Raw genomic sequence first — 18,195 nt, forward strand, 5'->3', positions numbered from 1 at the left:
GTACTCACAGAAAATTATCACACCAGCGTAGGGCTACAACACAAATATAGAATTGGCTGTGATAACTAACTCTCTAAAAACAAGACACTATAAAACCTTAGGACGCTCATATATGTCGCAACTCGTCTTAACTGCCCGCCCTCATAGCTGGCCTCTTGCCAAGCCATTTCGCATTTCGCGTGGCGTTAAAACCAGTGCTGATACCGTGATCGTTGAAATCAGCGATGGCATTCATAAAGGCTTTGGTGAATGCACCCCCTACCCACGCTACGGTGAAAGCGTGGAAAGCGTATTGGGACAACTCAATGGTATTGCTGAAACTCCCGCGCAATTTGAAACAAGCCAAGCCGCAAATGAGGCGCTACCCCCCGGTGCTGCACGCAATGCTCTTGATTGCGCCTTGATCGACTTTGAAGCAAAACGCAGCGGCATAGCTGCAGCTAAGCGACTTGGCATCCCGCTCACCCCGCGCAACACCGCATTTTCTCTCAGTATTGAAACCCCAGCGCAAATGTATGAATCAGCGAAAGAGGCAAGCACACGCCCAATTTTGAAGATCAAGCTGGGTGGCGGAGACGAAGATCACGAACGCCTTTGCGCCGTTAGAAAAGGCGCGCCGAACGCCAAACTCATCGTTGATGCGAATGAAGGCTGGAACTTTGATAACTGGGATGCTCATTTGAACTCGTGCATTGAAAACAAGGTTGCCCTCATTGAACAACCCCTGCCCGCGTCACAAGACAATGATCTCATAGACGTTAAATCCCCTATTCCAATTTGCGCAGATGAAAGCCTGCATACCCGTGAACAGCTGGAGCATATTGCAAAGCGCTATGATGCAGTGAATATCAAACTCGACAAAACCGGCGGCCTAACCGAAGCATTGGCTGTTTTAGAAGAAGCTGAAAAGCGAGGGCTGGTCATCATGGTCGGCTGTATGGTTGCCTCATCCCTTGCCATGGCACCCGCCGTCTTGCTTGCGCAACGGGCTACATGGGTTGACCTTGATGGCCCACTCTTGCTTGCTGAAGACTATCCAAATGCACTTCATTTCAAAGGCAGCCTGCTTCACCCGCCCACATTTGATCTTTGGGGATAGCGCAATAAAAACAGTGGCATAAGACCGATTAGAGAGACGCCTGCCATTGCCAAAAAAGCATCTGTGCCAAAAGCAAAGTATAGCCTGCCACAAATCAGTGTCAGCAGGGTCATAACCACGCCAGCAACAAGCACCATCACACCTTGGGCCGCTGGTGTATCACTCTCGCTAACACGACCCGCTATGAAAGACTGCATGCCCAGATGGGTCGCGCCAAAAGACAGACCATGCAGGCATTGCAACACCAAGATCGCGATAAATCCATCCACCTCGGCATGAAGCAACCATCGCAAAATCGCAGCCCCACCACCAAGAATCAATAAAATATAAGGCGCCACTCGCTTAAAAAGATGCGTCGCTTGTGTGAATAACAAAACTTCCGCAATCACTCCTATCGCCCAAAAAGCGCCGATTTCACGGGTTGAATATCCGCGCGCAATCCAGTCAATCGTTCCAAAACCATAAATCAACGCATGAGATGACTGGAGCAAACCAGCACTGAAAGACATGGCCACGAAAGACCGGTCTTTGAAAAAAGCGCCAAGCTCTGCTGAAAGCCTCAATCCAGCTTTAGGTCGCTCGTCGATTGGAACGCCGTAACTTGGCAAGAAAAACGAAACCATAAGAGCAACTGCGAGCATTGCGCAAATCAACAAATGCGCACTCGGCGTACCAACCAACCCTAAAACATAGCCAGCCCCTACATTGGCAAGAATGAAGGTGATCGACCCCCAAAGACGAATGGCACCATAATTAGCCTCATTCAACCGCACTTCCGTGAGCGCAAAGGAGTCTCCCAATGGGATCAAAGCATGCCAAAAGACACCGAAAACGCCAAGCAAGATCAAGACCGGCCAAAATCCGTCGATAAATGCGATGGCGGAAAAAGCGATAAATGAAATCGCACAATAGCCGATTGCGGCTTGTCGACGCTGGGGCAAACGACCAGCTAGTGCAGTGACGAGAGGCGTAAACACAACTTTTACCGCCAAAGGAACGCTCAAAAGAAACGCAATTTGTTTGCTCGAAAAATTCTCTGATTCGAGCCAAAGTGGAAAAAAAGGTAGATAAATACCTAGACTTAAGAAAATCGCCCCCACAAAAATTGCTATTTTTGCCGCAGATGTCACTGGAAACCATTCATTTTGGGGCGAATCTTATAAACATTACCATTAAGTAACTCTTTTCATGTCTAACTGGAAAGATAATTACACGAAAATACACTGATTATCAGGTGATGAGCATGGGTGAATTAGTTCCCACAGACGACATTTCAGAAGAAGATTATCAAGCGATACAAGAAGCCGTTATGGAAACGGCACGTGGTCGTTGGTTTCTTGCTGAATATGCTAGACGCAATCGTGTTTCCGAGACGGATAAAGTATTGAGTGCGATTGAAGGCGTAAAATCCTATATCAGCCGTGAACATGAACCAAGCGACGCCATCCAAATGCGCCTCAATATTGTTGATATGACGCAAAAAATTGAGCAGATAAAAACAGAAATCGCAAACACTGACAAATCATCACCCAATATCTCGGATGCGCAAATAGCATTGAATGTTGTTTTGGATGAGACTGAAACGGCAACTTCGACAATTCTCTCTTCAGCCGAACAGATACAAGGCTTGGGATGGGAAATACGCGAACGCGGTGGTTCGGATGCTGAATGTGACAAGATCGATGAATTTGCAACAGAAATCTATATGGCGTGCTCTTTCCAAGATTTAACAGGTCAAAGACTTCGCAAAGTCGTGAGCTTAATTGAAGTCCTCGAAACCAGCCTTAATTCCATGGTTAGTCTATGGGATGAAGGTGAACTCGAAAACTATCGTGCAGAACCTGAGATACAAGATGAAGTCGCCTCCCTCATCAACGGCCCTGCCATGCCTGGGTTAGCGCAAGGACAAGACTTTGTAGATAGCGTTATGAGCGAAGCACAGGGTGCTGATATCAATAAACCGGATTACGACGAAATCCAGTGGAGTGATGAAGCCTCAGATTCTGAAGATAATGACCCTTTCGTTATAGAAGATGACTTTGATAGCCCGGTGGTTGCCGAAGCAATACCAAAAATGGTGACCGAAGCTGAAACCGAAACTGATGATGATGTCACTGCTTTTGAAGTTGACACATCCGAAGAGTTGAGCGACGCCCAAGCTGAAATTCAAAATGAAGATTCAAATGAAGTAGTAGACGCGCCACTTTCGCAAGATGCCACTTCAGAAGAAATGGCCCTACTTGAAGATCGCATAGCAAACTTTAACTAAGCTTCACTTAGCGCTCTCATCAACATACCCGGATCAATGTTGCCGCCAGATAGAACAGCAAGAACAGTTTGACCAGCAACATCAACCTTGCCACTCAATAAAGCAGCAAGCGCCGCAGCGCCACCAGGCTCCACGACTGTTTTTAATTCATGAAATGCGAATGCAACGGCTGATAATGCTTCTTCATCGCTGATAGTAAGTCCCTCATCGGCATAATCTTTCAAAATTGAAAAACTAATATCACCTGGCGAGGGCGTTAGTATTGCATCACACACCGATCCAACCGTCTTCTCATTTTCAAGTATTTCTCCAGCTAATAAAGAGCGCTTGTAATCATCAAAATCAATCGGTTCAACAGTATGAAATAGCGCCTTGGGGAAGCGCTCTTTAATAACAAGTCCTATACCGGCAGATAAACCACCACCACCCGTACAAGCCAAAACCCTATCGGGCGCCAAACCTTGTTCTTCAAACATATTGGCAGATTCAAGCCCGCTTGTCCCTTGTCCGGCAATCACCAAAGGATGATTATAAGGATGGATAAGCTCCGCCTTCAGCCGTGCTGCGTTCTCTGCTGTGATAACATCGCGATCCTCACAGGCGCGATCATAAAAAATCACGTCAGCACCAGAACGCCGTGTGCGCATCACTTTGATAACCGGTGCATCCTGCGGCATAATTATAGTAGCCTTAACACCGCGCAATCTAGCGGCTTCAGCAATACCCTGTGCATGATTACCAGAAGAACAAGCAAGGACACCTGTTGATCGCAAATCTTTACCCTCTTCCATAAGAGCGGTAATAGCGTTCATTGCACCTCGAAATTTAAAAGAACCCGTCCTTTGAAGATTTTCCGCCTTCAAAAAAATACGACCACCACAGCGTTCATCTAATAAAGGAGATGTCAAAAGCGGTGTTTGGATTGCAAAACCGTCAAAGCGTTTTGCCGCAGCAACAACATCTTTATATGTTGGAGGTATACGCATCATTTATAAATCCCTTATGCCGTAAATGAAGAAAAGCATGTGGCGCGGCTTGTCTCTATATTATCGATGAAAAGCTCTGCTGTCTTGGTCCAAGATCGTTGCAACGCAAAATTTCTGCATGCGTTTCGATCCCCTTTCAGCGCGCCGCGTATAGCATCATTAAGATCGTTGTTGAGAACACCAATGTCATGATGTTCACCCACAACATCAATCGGCCCCATCACAGGATGAGCCGCCACAGGAACGCCACTTGCAAGCGCCTCCAAAAGAACAATGCCAAATGTATCAGTCCTGCTTGGAAAAACAAAAACATCCGCACAAGCATAAATGTCAGCGAGCTCATCGCCAGTTTTAACACCTAGAAATTTTGCATCTGGAAAGCGTTTGGACAGCTCAGATCGCGCTGGCCCGTCACCAACGATCATCTTTGTACCGGGCACATTTGTTTGTAAAAATACTTCAATATTTTTTTCAACTGCAACCCGCCCCACATAAAGCTGGACTGGACCTTTAAAGCCGCGATCTATGCGGCGTTCAGGCTTAAAAAAATCAGCATCAACACCGCGCGACCAGCGCCTCAGGTTTCTAAAACCGTGTGACATTAAATCTTGTTCAAGTGTTTTGGTCGCGACCATGCAGCCTATGCCGGAATTATGAAACCGGCGCAAATAAGCATAACTCCAGTGTAGTGGAATAGGCACTCGTGCACTCAAATATTCTGGAAACCTCGTGTGATAACTGGTAGTGAAATTTAACCCCTTAGACAGACAATAGCCCCGCGCTGCCATGCCCAACATCGCTTCAGTGGCAATGTGTATATGGTCAGGGGCATATTTTTCTATCTCTAACGCCATATCATATTTTGTCGCAACCGAGAGCCTGATTTCAGGATAGGTCGGACACGGCACAGTGAAAAAACTCTGCGGTGAAACAATCGCGACCTCATGACCAAGCTTCACGAGTTCTTCGCGTGTGCGGTCAAGAGTTCGAACAACCCCGTTCACCTGCGGGTGCCACGCATCTGTAACAATAACGAGCTTCATAGTTTTGATCTCATTCGCACTTACGAATTAATAGGTCCTAATCCTAAGCAGCAATTACTTTGCGCTTTTTCATCTCTTGATCATCATTTGTGTTAATCGGGCTGACGGCATTTTTCAATTCAGTCCAACGAATAATCTCCATTGTTCCGTCATGGTTCTCTGCAACAAGTGTACAGCTCTCAACCCAATCACCCGTGTTGATATATTCGATACCATAATCATGATGCATGGTTGCGTGATGAATATGGCCGCAAACAACGCCGTCAACCTTAGTACGCTCAGCCTCATGACAAAGGGCTTTTTCAAATTCGCCTACGAAATTAACCGCCCCCTTCACCTTGCTCTTGGCCCAAGCAGACAATGACCAATATGAAAGGCCAAAAGCGCGGCGCAACTTATTCACATGTGTGTTCATTTTGATCGTAAAAACATAAGCCCCATCACCAAGGGTCGCCAACCATTTCGCGTGACGCACAACAATATCGAATTGGTCGCCATGTATCACAAGCAAACGACGACCGTCTGCTGTTTCATGAACAACACGATCAACAACCGTAACACCACCAAAATGGGTTCCCAGATAATCGCGCAAAAACTCGTCATGATTGCCAGGCAGATAAAAGACTTGCGCCCCTTTACGAGCCAGCTCTAAAAGCTTTTGCACAACATCATTATGTTTTTGTGGCCAGTACCAGTTTTTCTTCAATCGCCAACCATCGACAATATCACCGACAAGGTAAACTTTATCGGCACTGTGATGTCTCAGAAAATCAAGCAGCAGATCAGCCTGGCATCCTTTTGAGCCAAGATGCACATCGGAAATAAACAGGGTTCGAAAATGTTTCACATCCGGCATTTTAATCTCTGTTTCTTGTTCCATATATCTGTTTCCAGTGTTTAAATCTGAAAAGGCGATGAAATGAGCTAGTGGCAGAGTCGTATATCAAAATTATGACGATCAAAAATGCACGCACATCACAAATTATAGTATAGATTGAACAGACGTGTGGGAAGAGGGAAAACTATATTATGGACATGGGATTAAAAGGCCGTAGAGCAATTATATGCGCATCGAGCAAGGGGTTGGGCCGAGGCTGCGCAGAAGCATTGGCGCATGAGGGATGCGAAGTCATTATCAATGGCCGTTCACAAGATACGCTGGAAGCCACAGCGGCCGCGATCCGCGCTGCAACAGGCGCAAAAATTATAGCAGTCGCTGCCGACGTTGGCACAAAGGGAGGTCAACAACTGCTGCTGGAGGCTTGTCCCAATCCCGACATCTTGGTCAATAACAATGGCGGACCACCGCGCAAAGACTATAAAGAACTCAACCGCGAGGCGATGATTGATGGCGTGATCCAAAATATGATCACACCGATTGAACTCATACAGGCGGTTATAGACGGCATGATAGAGCGCAAATTTGGTCGCATTGTTAACATCACATCGCTCTCGGTAAAAATGCCAATTGAGGGGCTTGATTTGTCATCCGGCGCCCGCGCTGGCCTCACGGGTTTTATGTCCGGTGTCTGCCGCACATTCACAGCCCACAATGTAACTATGAACAACATTTTGCCCGGAAAAATGGATACCGACCGCTTGCGTGGCGGCATTGCAGGATCGGCCAAAGCCGCAGGAATAGATTTTGAAGTCGCCGCCCAAAACGCGCGTGATGGCATCCCCGCGCGCCGCTTTGGTACTGCGGAAGAATTTGGCAAAACATGCTGTTTCTTATGTTCTGACCACGCGAGTTATATCACTGGCCAAAACATTCTGTTAGACGGCGGTCTGTTTAACGGAGCATTTTAAAGAGCAAATCAAAGCAGCATCTTCATCACCAAATATCATGAAAATGGTGCGTGGGACCATGCCCCTTACCGATGCTTAGGTTATCAGCCCCTTTGATAGCCTCCGTCACATAATGCTTCGCCGCATTCAATGCCTCTTGCATTGAATGTTTCTTTGCAAAACCCGCTGCAATTGCCGACGATAATGTGCAGCCTGTTCCGTGCGTGTTTTGCGCCTCAAAGCGCGGCGCAGAAAGCCAGAAGCTCACACCCCCATCACAATAAAAATCGCGCGCTTCATCTCCTCCCCCGTGCCCACCTTTAAGCAAAACAGCACGCACACCAAAATCAAGCATCAATCGAGCTTGTTTCTCAATCGCATCATCATTTGTCGCCATCGGCAATCCGGTCAAAACAGCGGCTTCATGCAAATTGGGGGTGATGATATCCGCACGCTGCATGAGTGTATCTTTCAAAACAGCAATTGACTGTGACGTCAAAAGAGGATCACCCGATGTTGCCACCATCACCGGATCAAGAACAATCGGCAATTGATCAAAATCGGCAAGCCCATCTGACACCACCTCAATGATCGCAGGGTTAGACAGCATTCCGATTTTAATCGCATCAACCGCAATATCCGATAATACCGCATCCATCTGCCTACGCACAAAATCGGGCGGCACATCATGGATAGCACGCACCCCTTGCGTGTTTTGAGCGGTTAAAGCCGTCACCACGCTTGCGCCATAAACGCCAAGGGCGGAAAATGTCTTCAAGTCTGCTTGAATACCTGCTCCGCCACTAGAGTCAGACCCTGCTATTGTCAGCGCAATAGATGTCATTTCGCAGCCTCAATAGCAGCCCATATGCTCTGCGGCAGAGCTGGCATATCGATGTGCTTGATCCCGTAGCCATGGTGCAAGGCATCAACCAGAGCATTCATAACCGATGGGCAAGAGCCAATCGAACCAGCCTCGCCCGCCCCCTTTATTCCAAGCGCATTAGTGGTAGAAGGCACATTGCGGGTTTCAAAATATAAATAAGGCAGATCATCAGCACGCGGCATGGCATAATCCATAAAGCTAGCAGACAATAATTGACCACTTTCATCGTAAACCGTGCGCTCATGTAGCGCCTGCCCGATACCCTGCACAATACCACCATGCACCTGCCCCGCCAAAAGTAATGGATTCACCGTCACGCCAAAATCATCAATCGCCGTATAGCCTAAAATCTCGACGCAGCCGGTTTCCACATCAACCTCAAGTTCGCAAATATGCGTCCCATTTGGATAGGTTGCCTCATGCTGTTGGATTTCACCAATGCCTTGAAGCGCCTCATCACTAATGGTTGCAATATCTGCAAAAGAGAGAGAACGGTCGGTACCAACCACCCACACTTCACCATCCGTTAATTCCAGATCACCGGTAGACACTTCCAATTTATCACTGGCGACTTCCTTAATTTTTTTCGACAAATCAACCGCAGCCCTGTCCACTGACACACCACCAATCGGGATAGAACGCGACCCGCCAGTACCGCCGCCCTTGGCAAGCTCATTGGTGTCACCTTGACGCACATGGATCTGATCAAGCGATAGATTAAGCTGCGCCGATATGAATTGCGCATAGGCTGTTTGATGGCCTTGCCCTGTCGACTGTGTGCCTATGAGAAGCGTCACTGTGCCATCATCATTCAGATCGATGAAAGCGGGTTCAGAACCAGCAAACGCGCAAGCCTCAACATAAGATGCTTGTCCTATACCGCGCAGCTTACCGCGCGTTTCACTCTCAAGCCGCCGCGCCTCAAAACTATCCCAGTCTGCTACTTCCATGGCACGCGTTAAATGGCCGTCAAATTCACCCACATCATAACATCGCCCTGATGGGGTTGTATAAGGAAATTGTTCCGGCTTGATGAAATTGAGCCGCCGCAGCTCATTGGCATCCATACCGATTTCAAGTGCGGCATGATTGACAAGCCGCTCCAGTAAATAAGCTCCTTCAGGCCGCCCCGCCCCGCGATACGCATCAGTCGGTGTTGTATTGGTAAAAACGCTTGTCACATGAGCATGAAGTACGGGAATATCATAAAGACCGGTTGCCATCGACGCCCCAAACCACGGAATGATAACCGAATACTGAGACAGATAGGCGCCCATATCAGCCAGAATTGCCACATCAAGCGCCAGAAACTTGCCCTGCTTATCTAGAGCCAAACGCGCAGTTGAAACATTGTCGCGGCCATGGGCATCGGCAACAAAATGGTCTGAGCGATCCCCTTCCCATTTCACAGCCCGCTTCAAACGACGTGCGGCCACCGCGCACAGTGGATATTCATGATACATAAACCCCTTTGTACCAAATCCACCACCAACATCCGGCGTGATAACCCGCAATTTTGATGTGTCCATCTTGAGAATGGTCTTCGCAAGGCTGTCTCGAATAGAATGCACCCCTTGGGTTCCAAGCGTCATTGTTATCAAATCAACACGCGCATCATATTCAGCAACACAAACCCTCGACTCCATGTAATTACAAACAAGTCGATTATTGATAACTTTAAGTTCGATCACATGATGGGCTTTTTCAAAAGCATCCTTAGTAGCGGCCTTGTCACCCACCGCTGCCTCAGCTGCTATATTATTTTTGCCAAAACCCGGCCACACGCGGGGCGCGCCATTAGCCAGTGCGTTTTCAGAACCGACCACGGCCTCCAAAGGCTCATATTTAATATCGAGAAGCGCTGCTGCATCCGCCGCAATTTGTTTGTTATCAGCACAAATAAAAGCAATCGGGTCGCCCACATAGCGCACAATACCATCGCTTAAAGCAGGTCGAGGTGGCTCACGATAGGCAGCGCCCTCGCTATTCTCTCCAAGCGGTATCATACAGGGCATTGACCCAAGATCAGCGATATCTTCATGCGTTAGAATAAGATGGACACCACTGAGCGCCCGAGCTTCTTTCAAACCACCAATCAAGAAACGTGCATGAGCATGGGAAGAACGCACCATATAACCGCTAAGCGCACCCTCAGGCGTATGATCACCGGAATAGCGCCCTTGCCCTGTTACAAAACGGTCATCTTCCTTGCGCAATGCGGATGAACCGATACTTGTTTTTTGACCAAACTTAATCGGCGCCAATTCGTTCATGGAAATCTCTCATATATCCATTGGTAGTTTTCATGAATCTATATTTTTTTCGCCCTGCGGCAATGAAATAATTTGACGATTGTGTTTTTAACGATCAAGACAGATTAAATGGATACCTCACCCCCGCCTCCACCTTTATCAAAATTTCCGCTGCTTATCTGGTGGCAACGTCAGAACGGCAATGTCAGAGGTGGACTATGGATGCTTGTTGCTGCCTTAATGTTTTCCATTAGCGTCGCCATCATCAAAACAATTGGCGAGCGTATTTCTATTTTTGAAATCTTGTTTTTCCGCCAACTTGGCATGATCATCCTCGCCTCACCCGTCGTTATCCGTGGATTGCCCGGTTCCTTAATCACCAAACGACCAGATTTACAGGTTTTACGTGTCATCTTCGCAACGCTTGCCATGACACTCGGCTTTTCAGCCTTCATCCATCTGCCCTTATCGGAAGCCACAGCCATCGGCTTCTCAAAAACGATGTTCATCACCATCTTTGCCATCCTCTTTTTAAAAGAAACTGTTGGCATAAGGCGTTGGTCTGCGGTTCTCATCGGGTTTATCGGTGTTCTAGTGATGATAACGCCACAAGATGGCTGGATTTCTTTTTCAGGATTTAATATCTGGTCGCTTTCCGCATTGGCGGGTGCAGCAGCGGCTGGTCTTGTCATGGTGATCATCAGAAAACTGACAAAAGTAGACCAGCCAATCACCATTCTATCCTATCAAGCCGTTCTGGTCGGCGTCCTAATGGCTCTGCCCACCTATTATTATTGGATCATGCCCACATGGGAAGAATGGCTCTTACTCGGTGTTTTGAGTTTGTTTTCAGTCTTTGCTCAAATGTGCAACATCAGAGCCTATAAAGTGGGTGAAGCAACGGCCATTTCATCCATTGATTACACTCGTCTGATCTATGCATCCGTGCTTGGCTGGTTACTCTTTGCTGAAATACCACACCTCAACACATTGGCGGGTGCTGCCATCATTATTGCTGCCTCGCTCTATACCCTCAACCGCGAAGCCAAACGCGGCAAAGAACTGGCGCGAGCAAAAGAGAGCCGTGTGTACAACCAATGATACTCAGTTTTTGAGTTGATGCAGAGCTGCTATCAAACCCGATGTAGAAGAATCCTTATTCTCAACGGGCGCACCATCACGCACCATAGGCAAGAGCCGTACGGCAAGCTGTTTGCCCAGCTCAACGCCCCATTGGTCATAAGAATTCACGCCCCAAATAACGCCTTGCACAAAAACCTTGTGTTCATAAAGCGCAATCAGACTACCAAGCCGATATGGATCAAGCGTCTCGTATAAAAGAACATTGCTTGGTCGGTTTCCGGGGAAAACTTTGTGCGGTGCGAGCGCTTCAATCTCATCGTCACTCATCCCGGTTGCGCTCAACTCTTCGCGCACTTCTTCAATTGTTTTGCCCAACATTAAAGCTTCAGCTTGCGCAAAACAATTCGCGCTCAAGATGGCATGATGGTCCCCTAAATCTTCTTGTGCATTCGCCGCCAGAAGAAAATCACAAGGAATGACCATCGTCCCTTGATGGATCAATTGATAAAAAGCGTGTTGACCATTCGTCCCCGGCTCACCCCAAATAACGGGGCCGGTTTGATGAGAAACTTTCACACCATCCAAGCCCATTTGCTTGCCGTTACTTTCCATATCAAGCTGCTGCAAATAAGCTGAGAACCGCGAAAGGCGCTGATCATAAGGCATCACACCATGGGTTGGGCAATCCATAAAGTTACGATACCAGACCCCAAGTAAACCAAGTATCACGGGTAAATTTTGTTCAAGCGGTGCTTCAACAAAATGCTCATCCATCGCATGAGCACCCGCAAGAAAACGACGGAAATGAGCTGGTCCCACCGCCAACATCACAGAAAGGCCGATGGCCGACCAAACAGAATAACGCCCGCCTACCCAATCCCAGAAACCAAAAATACGCTCAGCATTGATACCGAATTCCTCGGCCTTGGCGATATTAGTCGAAATTGCAGCAAAGTGGTCTTTAACCGCCGCCTCACCCAAGGCCTCACTCAGCCATGCACGTGCAGAAGCAGCATTTGTCATGGTTTCATGGGTGGTAAAGGTTTTGGAGCACACCAGAACAAGTGTGGTCTCTGGATCAAGGTCTTTTAAGGTGTCGCTCATATGAGCGCCATCCACATTCGATACAAAATGGCAGCGCGGTCCGTCATGATATGGCTCTAAGGCAGAGACCACCATAACTGGCCCAAGATCAGAGCCACCTATGCCAATATTCACAACATCACGGAAAGCCTTGCCCGTTGCCCCTTTGATCGTGCCTTTGCGCACATCATTAGAAAAGGCTTCCATCGCCTCTAGAACGCCGTGGATATCACCCATAACGGATTTGCCATCGACACTAAAATCAGCGTCCCGTGGTGCGCGCAACGCCATATGAAGCACAGCGCGCCCTTCGGTTTCATTGATGGGCTCAGCGGCAAACATGGCTTGTCGCCTTTCAGCCACCCCGCGCTCACGCGCAAGCGCAAACAATCCATCCATCACATCTTGATTGATCTGATTTTTAGAATAATCAAGCAGGATACCTTCCGCATGAACAGAGAAATTCTTGAATCTTTGGGGGTCACGCTCGAATAAATCCCGCAAATGATCTGTACGTATTGCCTTTGCAAGCCGCTCTAACGCAGGTATCATTGTACTATTCATCATATGAAGTGCCTCTTAGACCTTAGACCAATTAATAGCTATTAAACAATTACAATTCTGATCATAAACTATCAGGTGACAACAATTGCAACTGCAACTTGCGCACTCAGCAAAAAATTGTTGCACGAGCGATGGTAAAACGAGAAATTTGGGCATGAAAATAATTCGTAATAAGGCAGATACTGAGCTGGTTCGCCAGCAAAACCGCTCGCTGGTTCTGGAAGCCTTGCGCACCCATGGCGCTTTAGCAAGCATTGAGCTTGGAGAAAACACAAAACTCAGCCCAGCGACCATTTCTGCGATCACCAATGACATGCTGTCCGAACGACTGATAGAAATGGATAAGGAAGAGACCGCCAAAACGCGCAATGCCATGCGCGGTCGCCCCAAGGTCAAACTAAAACTTGCTGCGGAAGCAGCCCTTGTCCTTGGCATTCGCATCACACACAACAAAATGTCTTTTTGGCTGGCTGATTTTTGCGGCGCCATTAAAGCACATCAAGCTATGAATATTGATACCGCCGATGTAAGTCGCGAGACTTTCAGTCAGGTCCTCGTAGAAAAAGCGACTTCATTCCTGTTAAGCCAAAACATCGATGCCGCACAACTCTCAATCATCAGTGCTGCATGTCAGGGGTCGGTTGATGCTGACAAAGGTGAAATTATATGGAGCCCTGCCTTCACCGCTAGAGATATCGCCGTTGGCGCACCTCTAACCCAAAAGTTTGGCTGCCCCTGCATTGTTGCCAATGATACCAATACAATTGCCCACCTTCTGCATGTGGAACATGAAACACTCACAGAATCATTCGCCGTTATGTATCTCGGGTCAGGGATCGGGTTAGGTCTTTATGTGAATGGTGCACTGATTGAAGGTTCTCATGGATCCGCGTCCGAGTTTGGCCATATGCTTTGGCAAGATGACGGTGCGCTGTGCCGTTGCGGACGCCAAGGATGCATTGAAGCTTATGCTTCTGATTTCGGTATATACAGAACAGCGAATGAACAACTGAAGGATACACCGCCCAAGGACATAACCCCCTCTCAACAAGAGATGGATGAACTTGCTATGACTGCGCGTAATGGTGACAAAGCGGCTCTTGCTGCTTTCAATCTGGCAGGAAAAGCTATCGGCGATGGCTTAAGTAATCTCGTCATGCTGGTCAATCCACGCGATATTCTCATAACGGGTCCAGGCGTGACTCAGTTTGATTTATTGAAACCTTCTATCGATAGCGCTCTTTTTCATGCAACACGCAATGGCCATAGGCCTAATATAACGGTTCTGGATGACGAGCGTGATTTAATAAAAGCAGGACTATTAGCGCTGGCGACCACGCACCTTGACCGCGAAATATTCGCTAGACGGGTCAGCGTTGCAGATGTTGCTGCCCGCCACGCAATGAGCTCTACTTAAAAGTTCAAAAGTAAATAATGAGAATTTTTCTCTAGCGGTTAAAAAGCTCAGTCCGCAATTCTCTCGCTTCAGAATATGATGGGCGAGACTTCACGCCAAAATCATCAAAAAACTCTTTACCCACAGCTGGGTCGAACCAAGCCAAACCAAGCATATATGTAGATAAATCAACACCTTCGATGTGTCGCACCCGTAATGACGTATCGCGCGCAGTACAACGCCACAAGAAATCAAGCCCAGCAAAATCATAACGGCACTCATCGCGATTATGAAGTTTGATCAAATCAGCAATAATATCAGAATGACCATTACGAGACCCTTGCTCTGATTTGACCGGTATCAGCGGTGAAGAGCCCGAAGTACCGTTTGAAGGTGCAGTTGAATTCTCAACTGGCAAAAAGCCTGCCATGATTGCAGGCGAAAACGTCAGATTTGGATTTCTTCCAATGCGCGCAACACCATAGCCCGAATATCTGATTTTGCCTGTTTCTTGGTCAAACTTGATTTCAGAACCAGCACCAAGCCCCCACCAATGTTTTGGAAACGATCCTTTACCTGCCTGCTCAAACCACTTCATATCCGCCTGGCGCAGTTCGTTCAGTTCTGCTTTGTAAACCGGATCATTCGCCAATTCACCACAGAAGTAAAATCCAAACTGATGCGTGAAATGGGAGGTGAAGTTTTTACCATTAACAGACAGAAGCGATAGGTCTCCAAACTGCGCTTGCGGCAGTGCATTGATGTCGGAAAAATATTGATCCCATAAGATACTCGCCGCTCCTCTGCGGCCTTGAGCCACCTCAACAGCACGACCAATGCAGGGTAAAACGACATATTCATCGAATGGAAGTGACCAGAAACGATTTTCAATCATCTCATCTGGACCACGAAACACCTGATGCATACCAGCACGGGGTGTAAAACGTATAGATTGCGCCCAATTGATGCTTTCAACCAGTTCATTAGCAAGCGCAACAGCTCTAGCTGCCATAGGGTCATTCAAAACTTTGGTATCAAAATAACGCGCGACCATCGAGGCGCCGACACCGAGAATTGCTGTATCTATTGTAGAGAAAACATCCTTGCTCGCATTCCTCGCCTCACCCGTATGAGCATTGATAAAATGCTTATACCAGCCACTTTTCGAACGCGGCGTGCGGAAGACAGCTTCTGGATCTGTATTCAACAGATTAATCAGCGTGAAATGCGCCTTCTCGGCCGCATTATCAATCACACCCAACTGGTCACCAATTGTAAGCGATATAAGCCCAATACCCGTGGATGCAATCGAGGAGACCTGTGAATCTTGTCTAATATTATTGGTATCAATTTTATCAAGATATTGACCCGTCGCCTTAACGCGCAAATGGTCATCATAGAGTTTAATGGTCGCTGTCAGCTGTTGCCGAGCAAATTGCTGATGGTTTGTGAGTTGTTGAAACTGTTGAACAGGCGCAGGCCCAACACCAAACTCGACCGCATGAACGGAAGTTGTGGTCGCGATTGTGCTTGGTAAAACAAGCGCTGCCACTGCAACGCAAATATTTTTAAACCACTTTTTCATCTAAAAACCTTCGTTTTACAAGCACAAGGCATAATAATGTCTTGAGATTTCAACCTCATTAATGAAGCGAAGTCACGAGAATGAGAAATAAATTATAGTTAAATAATCGTGATCACACGCTATGCAGCGCGCAATCACAATTGTTCTAGCTCGCTTTTAAAGCCTGTGGACGTGCTTTTTTCACTGCCAAACGATTAAGAGCAGACAAATACGCCTTTGCTGAGGCAACCAAAGTATCCGTATCCGCCGAACGACCTGTCACCTGATGGCCATCTTCTTCAAGCCGCACAGATACTTCCGCCTGTGCATCAGTGCCCTCGGTCACTGCATGCACCTGATAAAGCTGCAAAGTCGATTCGTGAGGTAATATTGCTTTAATTGCATTGAACGTTGCATCAACAGGGCCATCGCCCGTTGCTTCAATCGTCTCATGCCGCCCATCCATATCAAGGGTAATGATTGCTTTTTGCGGACCGCCTGTGCCAGCAATAACAGTCAGCGCCACAACTTTGTTTGTTTCACCGGCGGTTGCCACTTCACTTTCTACCAGCGCTTCAATGTCCTCGTCATAGACATTTTTCTTTTTGTCTGCCAAATCTTTGAAACGCTTGAATGCATCGAGAAAAGCATTGTCGCCTAACTCATAGCCAAGGTCGGTGAGCTTATCTTTAAATGCATGACGACCCGAATGTTTGCCCATCACCAGCGAGGTCGCTTTCACACCAACCGATTCTGGCGTCATAATCTCAAAAGTACCAGAGTTTTTAAGCATGCCATCTTGGTGAATACCACTTTCATGCGCAAAGGCATTTTTGCCGACAATCGCTTTGTTATATTGCACCGGAAAACCAGCAACAGCCGACACAAGCTTTGACGCTTTCATCAAATGCGTGGCTTCAATGCCTGTGTGATAGGGCAAAGCATCGCCGCGCGTTTTAACCGCCATCACGACTTCTTCCAAAGCCGCATTACCTGCGCGCTCGCCAAGTCCATTGATGGTACATTCAACCTGTCGCGCACCACCCGCCACACCAGCCAATGAATTGGCAACAGCAAGCCCCAGATCATTATGACAATGGGTCGAGAACACAGCCTTATCAGAATCAGGCACATTCTCACGAATAGTTTGGAACATCTCGCAATATTCGTCTGGCGTGGCAAAACCCACCGTGTCGGGGAGATTGATCGTCGTTGCCCCCGCTTTAATCGCAGCGTCAACCGCTTTGGATAAATATTCATGCCCCGTGCGCGTGGCATCCATCGCGGACCACTCAATATTGTCACAAAGCGAACGTGCAAGCGTCACCGTCTCGCTAATAATCTCCAGCACCTCTTCTTCATTCTTGCCCATTTGATACTGCAAATGGATAGGCGATGTGGAGACAAACGTATGAATACGCCCACGCGCAGCATGTTTTACCGCATCGCCACAGCGCATGATGTCACCGGGAATTGCGCGCGCAAGACCGGCAATGATCGAATTTTTCGCACGCTTTGCAATCTCGGATACGGCTTCAAAGTCACCATCAGAGGCAATAGGAAACCCTGCCTCAATAATATCGACCCCCATCTCGTCGAGTAGTTCAGCCACCTGAAGTTTTTCTTCCAGTGTCATGGTTGCGCCCGGCGATTGTTCGCCATCTCGCAAGGTTGTGTCAAAAATAAAAATACGGTTGTCAGCGCTATTCTGCGTCATCGGATTATTTCCTGCTAGTCCACGCTCATTTATCACCGAGCGTTAAAGTCTAATACATTGGATGAAGGCTGGTGAAAAGTGGCATTTCGCACACAAACTCGCCAGTGAATTTTATCCCCTGAGAGCTTGTCCTCTTAAAAAGCTGACTGCCGGCGCTCAGGGGCGCATAAGGAGGAGGTTTTGAAGGCGTAGAGAACGTGAAAACGCGTTTGAACGCGTTAATAACGCGCCATCCAACAGTTCTGATTTAAAGTTCAAACAAGCCACAGGCTGGTCCTCATCAACGTCTCATTGCCAAATTCTATACCCAGTTGAACCCGAAAAGACAACGAAATCGTTAAGGCGTGAACATTTCTTATCAACCTCACGCAAAAAATCTCCATTAATCAAAAGAGATCGCAATCCTTCTAATTGCCAAATCAGCAACACATTGCAGCCCCGTGCCCGCCACACGCAAAAGGCTTC

At 47.6% G+C, this 18,195-nt stretch carries 14 protein-coding genes; 5 read left to right on the top strand and 9 right to left on the bottom strand.

All coding sequences use genetic code 11. The annotated features are described in order from the left end of the window. Positions 1-112 precede the first annotated feature (112 nt). Positions 113-1,099: an N-acetyl-D-Glu racemase DgcA gene (gene dgcA / locus ABJ081_03495; protein MEP6355724.1), complete on the top strand. Its 987-nt coding sequence runs from the start codon at positions 113-115 to the stop codon at positions 1,097-1,099. Here the strand turns inward: dgcA and ABJ081_03500 are convergent. After that, positions 1,069-2,229 (bottom strand): MFS transporter, encoded by a 1,161-nt coding sequence (locus tag ABJ081_03500; protein ID MEP6355725.1) that lies wholly within the window; start codon positions 2,227-2,229, stop codon positions 1,069-1,071. The genes dgcA and ABJ081_03500 overlap by 31 nt on opposite strands. 113 nt (positions 2,230-2,342) lie before the next feature. Here ABJ081_03500 and ABJ081_03505 point away from each other — a divergent pair, with 113 nt between their 5' ends. Continuing rightward, complete coding sequence (locus ABJ081_03505; protein ID MEP6355726.1) at positions 2,343-3,368, top strand: protein phosphatase CheZ; 1,026 nt, start codon at positions 2,343-2,345, stop codon at positions 3,366-3,368. Here ABJ081_03505 and ABJ081_03510 read toward each other — a convergent pair. The 3 genes from ABJ081_03510 to ABJ081_03520 are packed head-to-tail and all read right to left on the bottom strand — an operon-like array spanning position 3,365 to position 6,277. Beyond that, positions 3,365-4,357 (bottom strand): threonine/serine dehydratase, encoded by a 993-nt coding sequence (locus ABJ081_03510; protein MEP6355727.1) that lies wholly within the window; start codon positions 4,355-4,357, stop codon positions 3,365-3,367. The genes ABJ081_03505 and ABJ081_03510 overlap by 4 nt on opposite strands. Positions 4,358-4,368: 11 nt before the next feature. Then, entirely contained in the window at positions 4,369-5,397 is a 1,029-nt protein-coding gene (locus ABJ081_03515) for a glycosyltransferase family 1 protein (GenBank protein MEP6355728.1), read from the bottom strand. Positions 5,398-5,440: 43 nt separating this feature from the next. Next, positions 5,441-6,277, bottom strand: coding sequence for a UDP-2,3-diacylglucosamine diphosphatase (locus tag ABJ081_03520; protein MEP6355729.1), 837 nt, complete (start codon positions 6,275-6,277; stop codon positions 5,441-5,443). Between the two features lie 149 nt (positions 6,278-6,426). Here ABJ081_03520 and ABJ081_03525 point away from each other — a divergent pair, with 149 nt between their 5' ends. Beyond that, the gene (locus ABJ081_03525) at positions 6,427-7,206 is read left to right on the top strand and encodes an SDR family oxidoreductase (protein ID MEP6355730.1); all 780 of its coding nucleotides are present in this window, start codon (positions 6,427-6,429) and stop codon (positions 7,204-7,206) included. 25 nt (positions 7,207-7,231) lie between these two features. On the opposite strand, the gene thiD is transcribed toward ABJ081_03525, so the two are convergent. Both thiD and ABJ081_03535 read right to left on the bottom strand, forming a co-directional pair. Further along, positions 7,232-8,029 (bottom strand): bifunctional hydroxymethylpyrimidine kinase/phosphomethylpyrimidine kinase, encoded by a 798-nt coding sequence (gene thiD, locus ABJ081_03530; protein ID MEP6355731.1) that lies wholly within the window; start codon positions 8,027-8,029, stop codon positions 7,232-7,234. Next, a complete protein-coding gene (locus ABJ081_03535) occupies positions 8,026-10,344 on the bottom strand; it encodes a xanthine dehydrogenase family protein molybdopterin-binding subunit (GenBank protein ID MEP6355732.1) in 2,319 nt (772 codons plus the stop codon). Before ABJ081_03535 ends, thiD begins: the two co-directional genes overlap by 4 nt. A 108-nt stretch (positions 10,345-10,452) precedes the next feature. Between ABJ081_03535 and ABJ081_03540 the strand changes: the two genes are divergently transcribed. Next, positions 10,453-11,424, top strand: a complete 972-nt coding sequence (locus ABJ081_03540) for a DMT family transporter (protein ID MEP6355733.1) — start codon at positions 10,453-10,455, stop codon at positions 11,422-11,424. A 3-nt stretch (positions 11,425-11,427) separates the two neighbouring features. On the opposite strand, the gene pgi is transcribed toward ABJ081_03540, so the two are convergent. Beyond that, positions 11,428-13,053 (bottom strand): glucose-6-phosphate isomerase, encoded by a 1,626-nt coding sequence (pgi, locus tag ABJ081_03545; protein ID MEP6355734.1) that lies wholly within the window; start codon positions 13,051-13,053, stop codon positions 11,428-11,430. A gap of 154 nt (positions 13,054-13,207) precedes the next feature. Here pgi and ABJ081_03550 point away from each other — a divergent pair, with 154 nt between their 5' ends. Continuing rightward, positions 13,208-14,470 (top strand): ROK family protein, encoded by a 1,263-nt coding sequence (locus ABJ081_03550; GenBank protein ID MEP6355735.1) that lies wholly within the window; start codon positions 13,208-13,210, stop codon positions 14,468-14,470. 31 nt (positions 14,471-14,501) lie between these two features. On the opposite strand, the gene ABJ081_03555 is transcribed toward ABJ081_03550, so the two are convergent. Together ABJ081_03555 and ABJ081_03560 are read right to left on the bottom strand one after the other, a co-directional pair. Next, complete coding sequence (locus ABJ081_03555) at positions 14,502-16,034, bottom strand: hypothetical protein (GenBank protein ID MEP6355736.1); 1,533 nt, start codon at positions 16,032-16,034, stop codon at positions 14,502-14,504. Between the two features lie 145 nt (positions 16,035-16,179). Then, positions 16,180-17,730 (bottom strand): 2-isopropylmalate synthase, encoded by a 1,551-nt coding sequence (locus ABJ081_03560; GenBank protein ID MEP6355737.1) that lies wholly within the window; start codon positions 17,728-17,730, stop codon positions 16,180-16,182. Positions 17,731-18,195: the final 465 nt, after the last annotated feature.

The sequence above is a fragment of the Hyphomicrobiales bacterium genome (genome assembly GCA_039989895.1).
Classification (GTDB): domain Bacteria; phylum Pseudomonadota; class Alphaproteobacteria; order Rhizobiales; family JACESI01; genus JACESI01.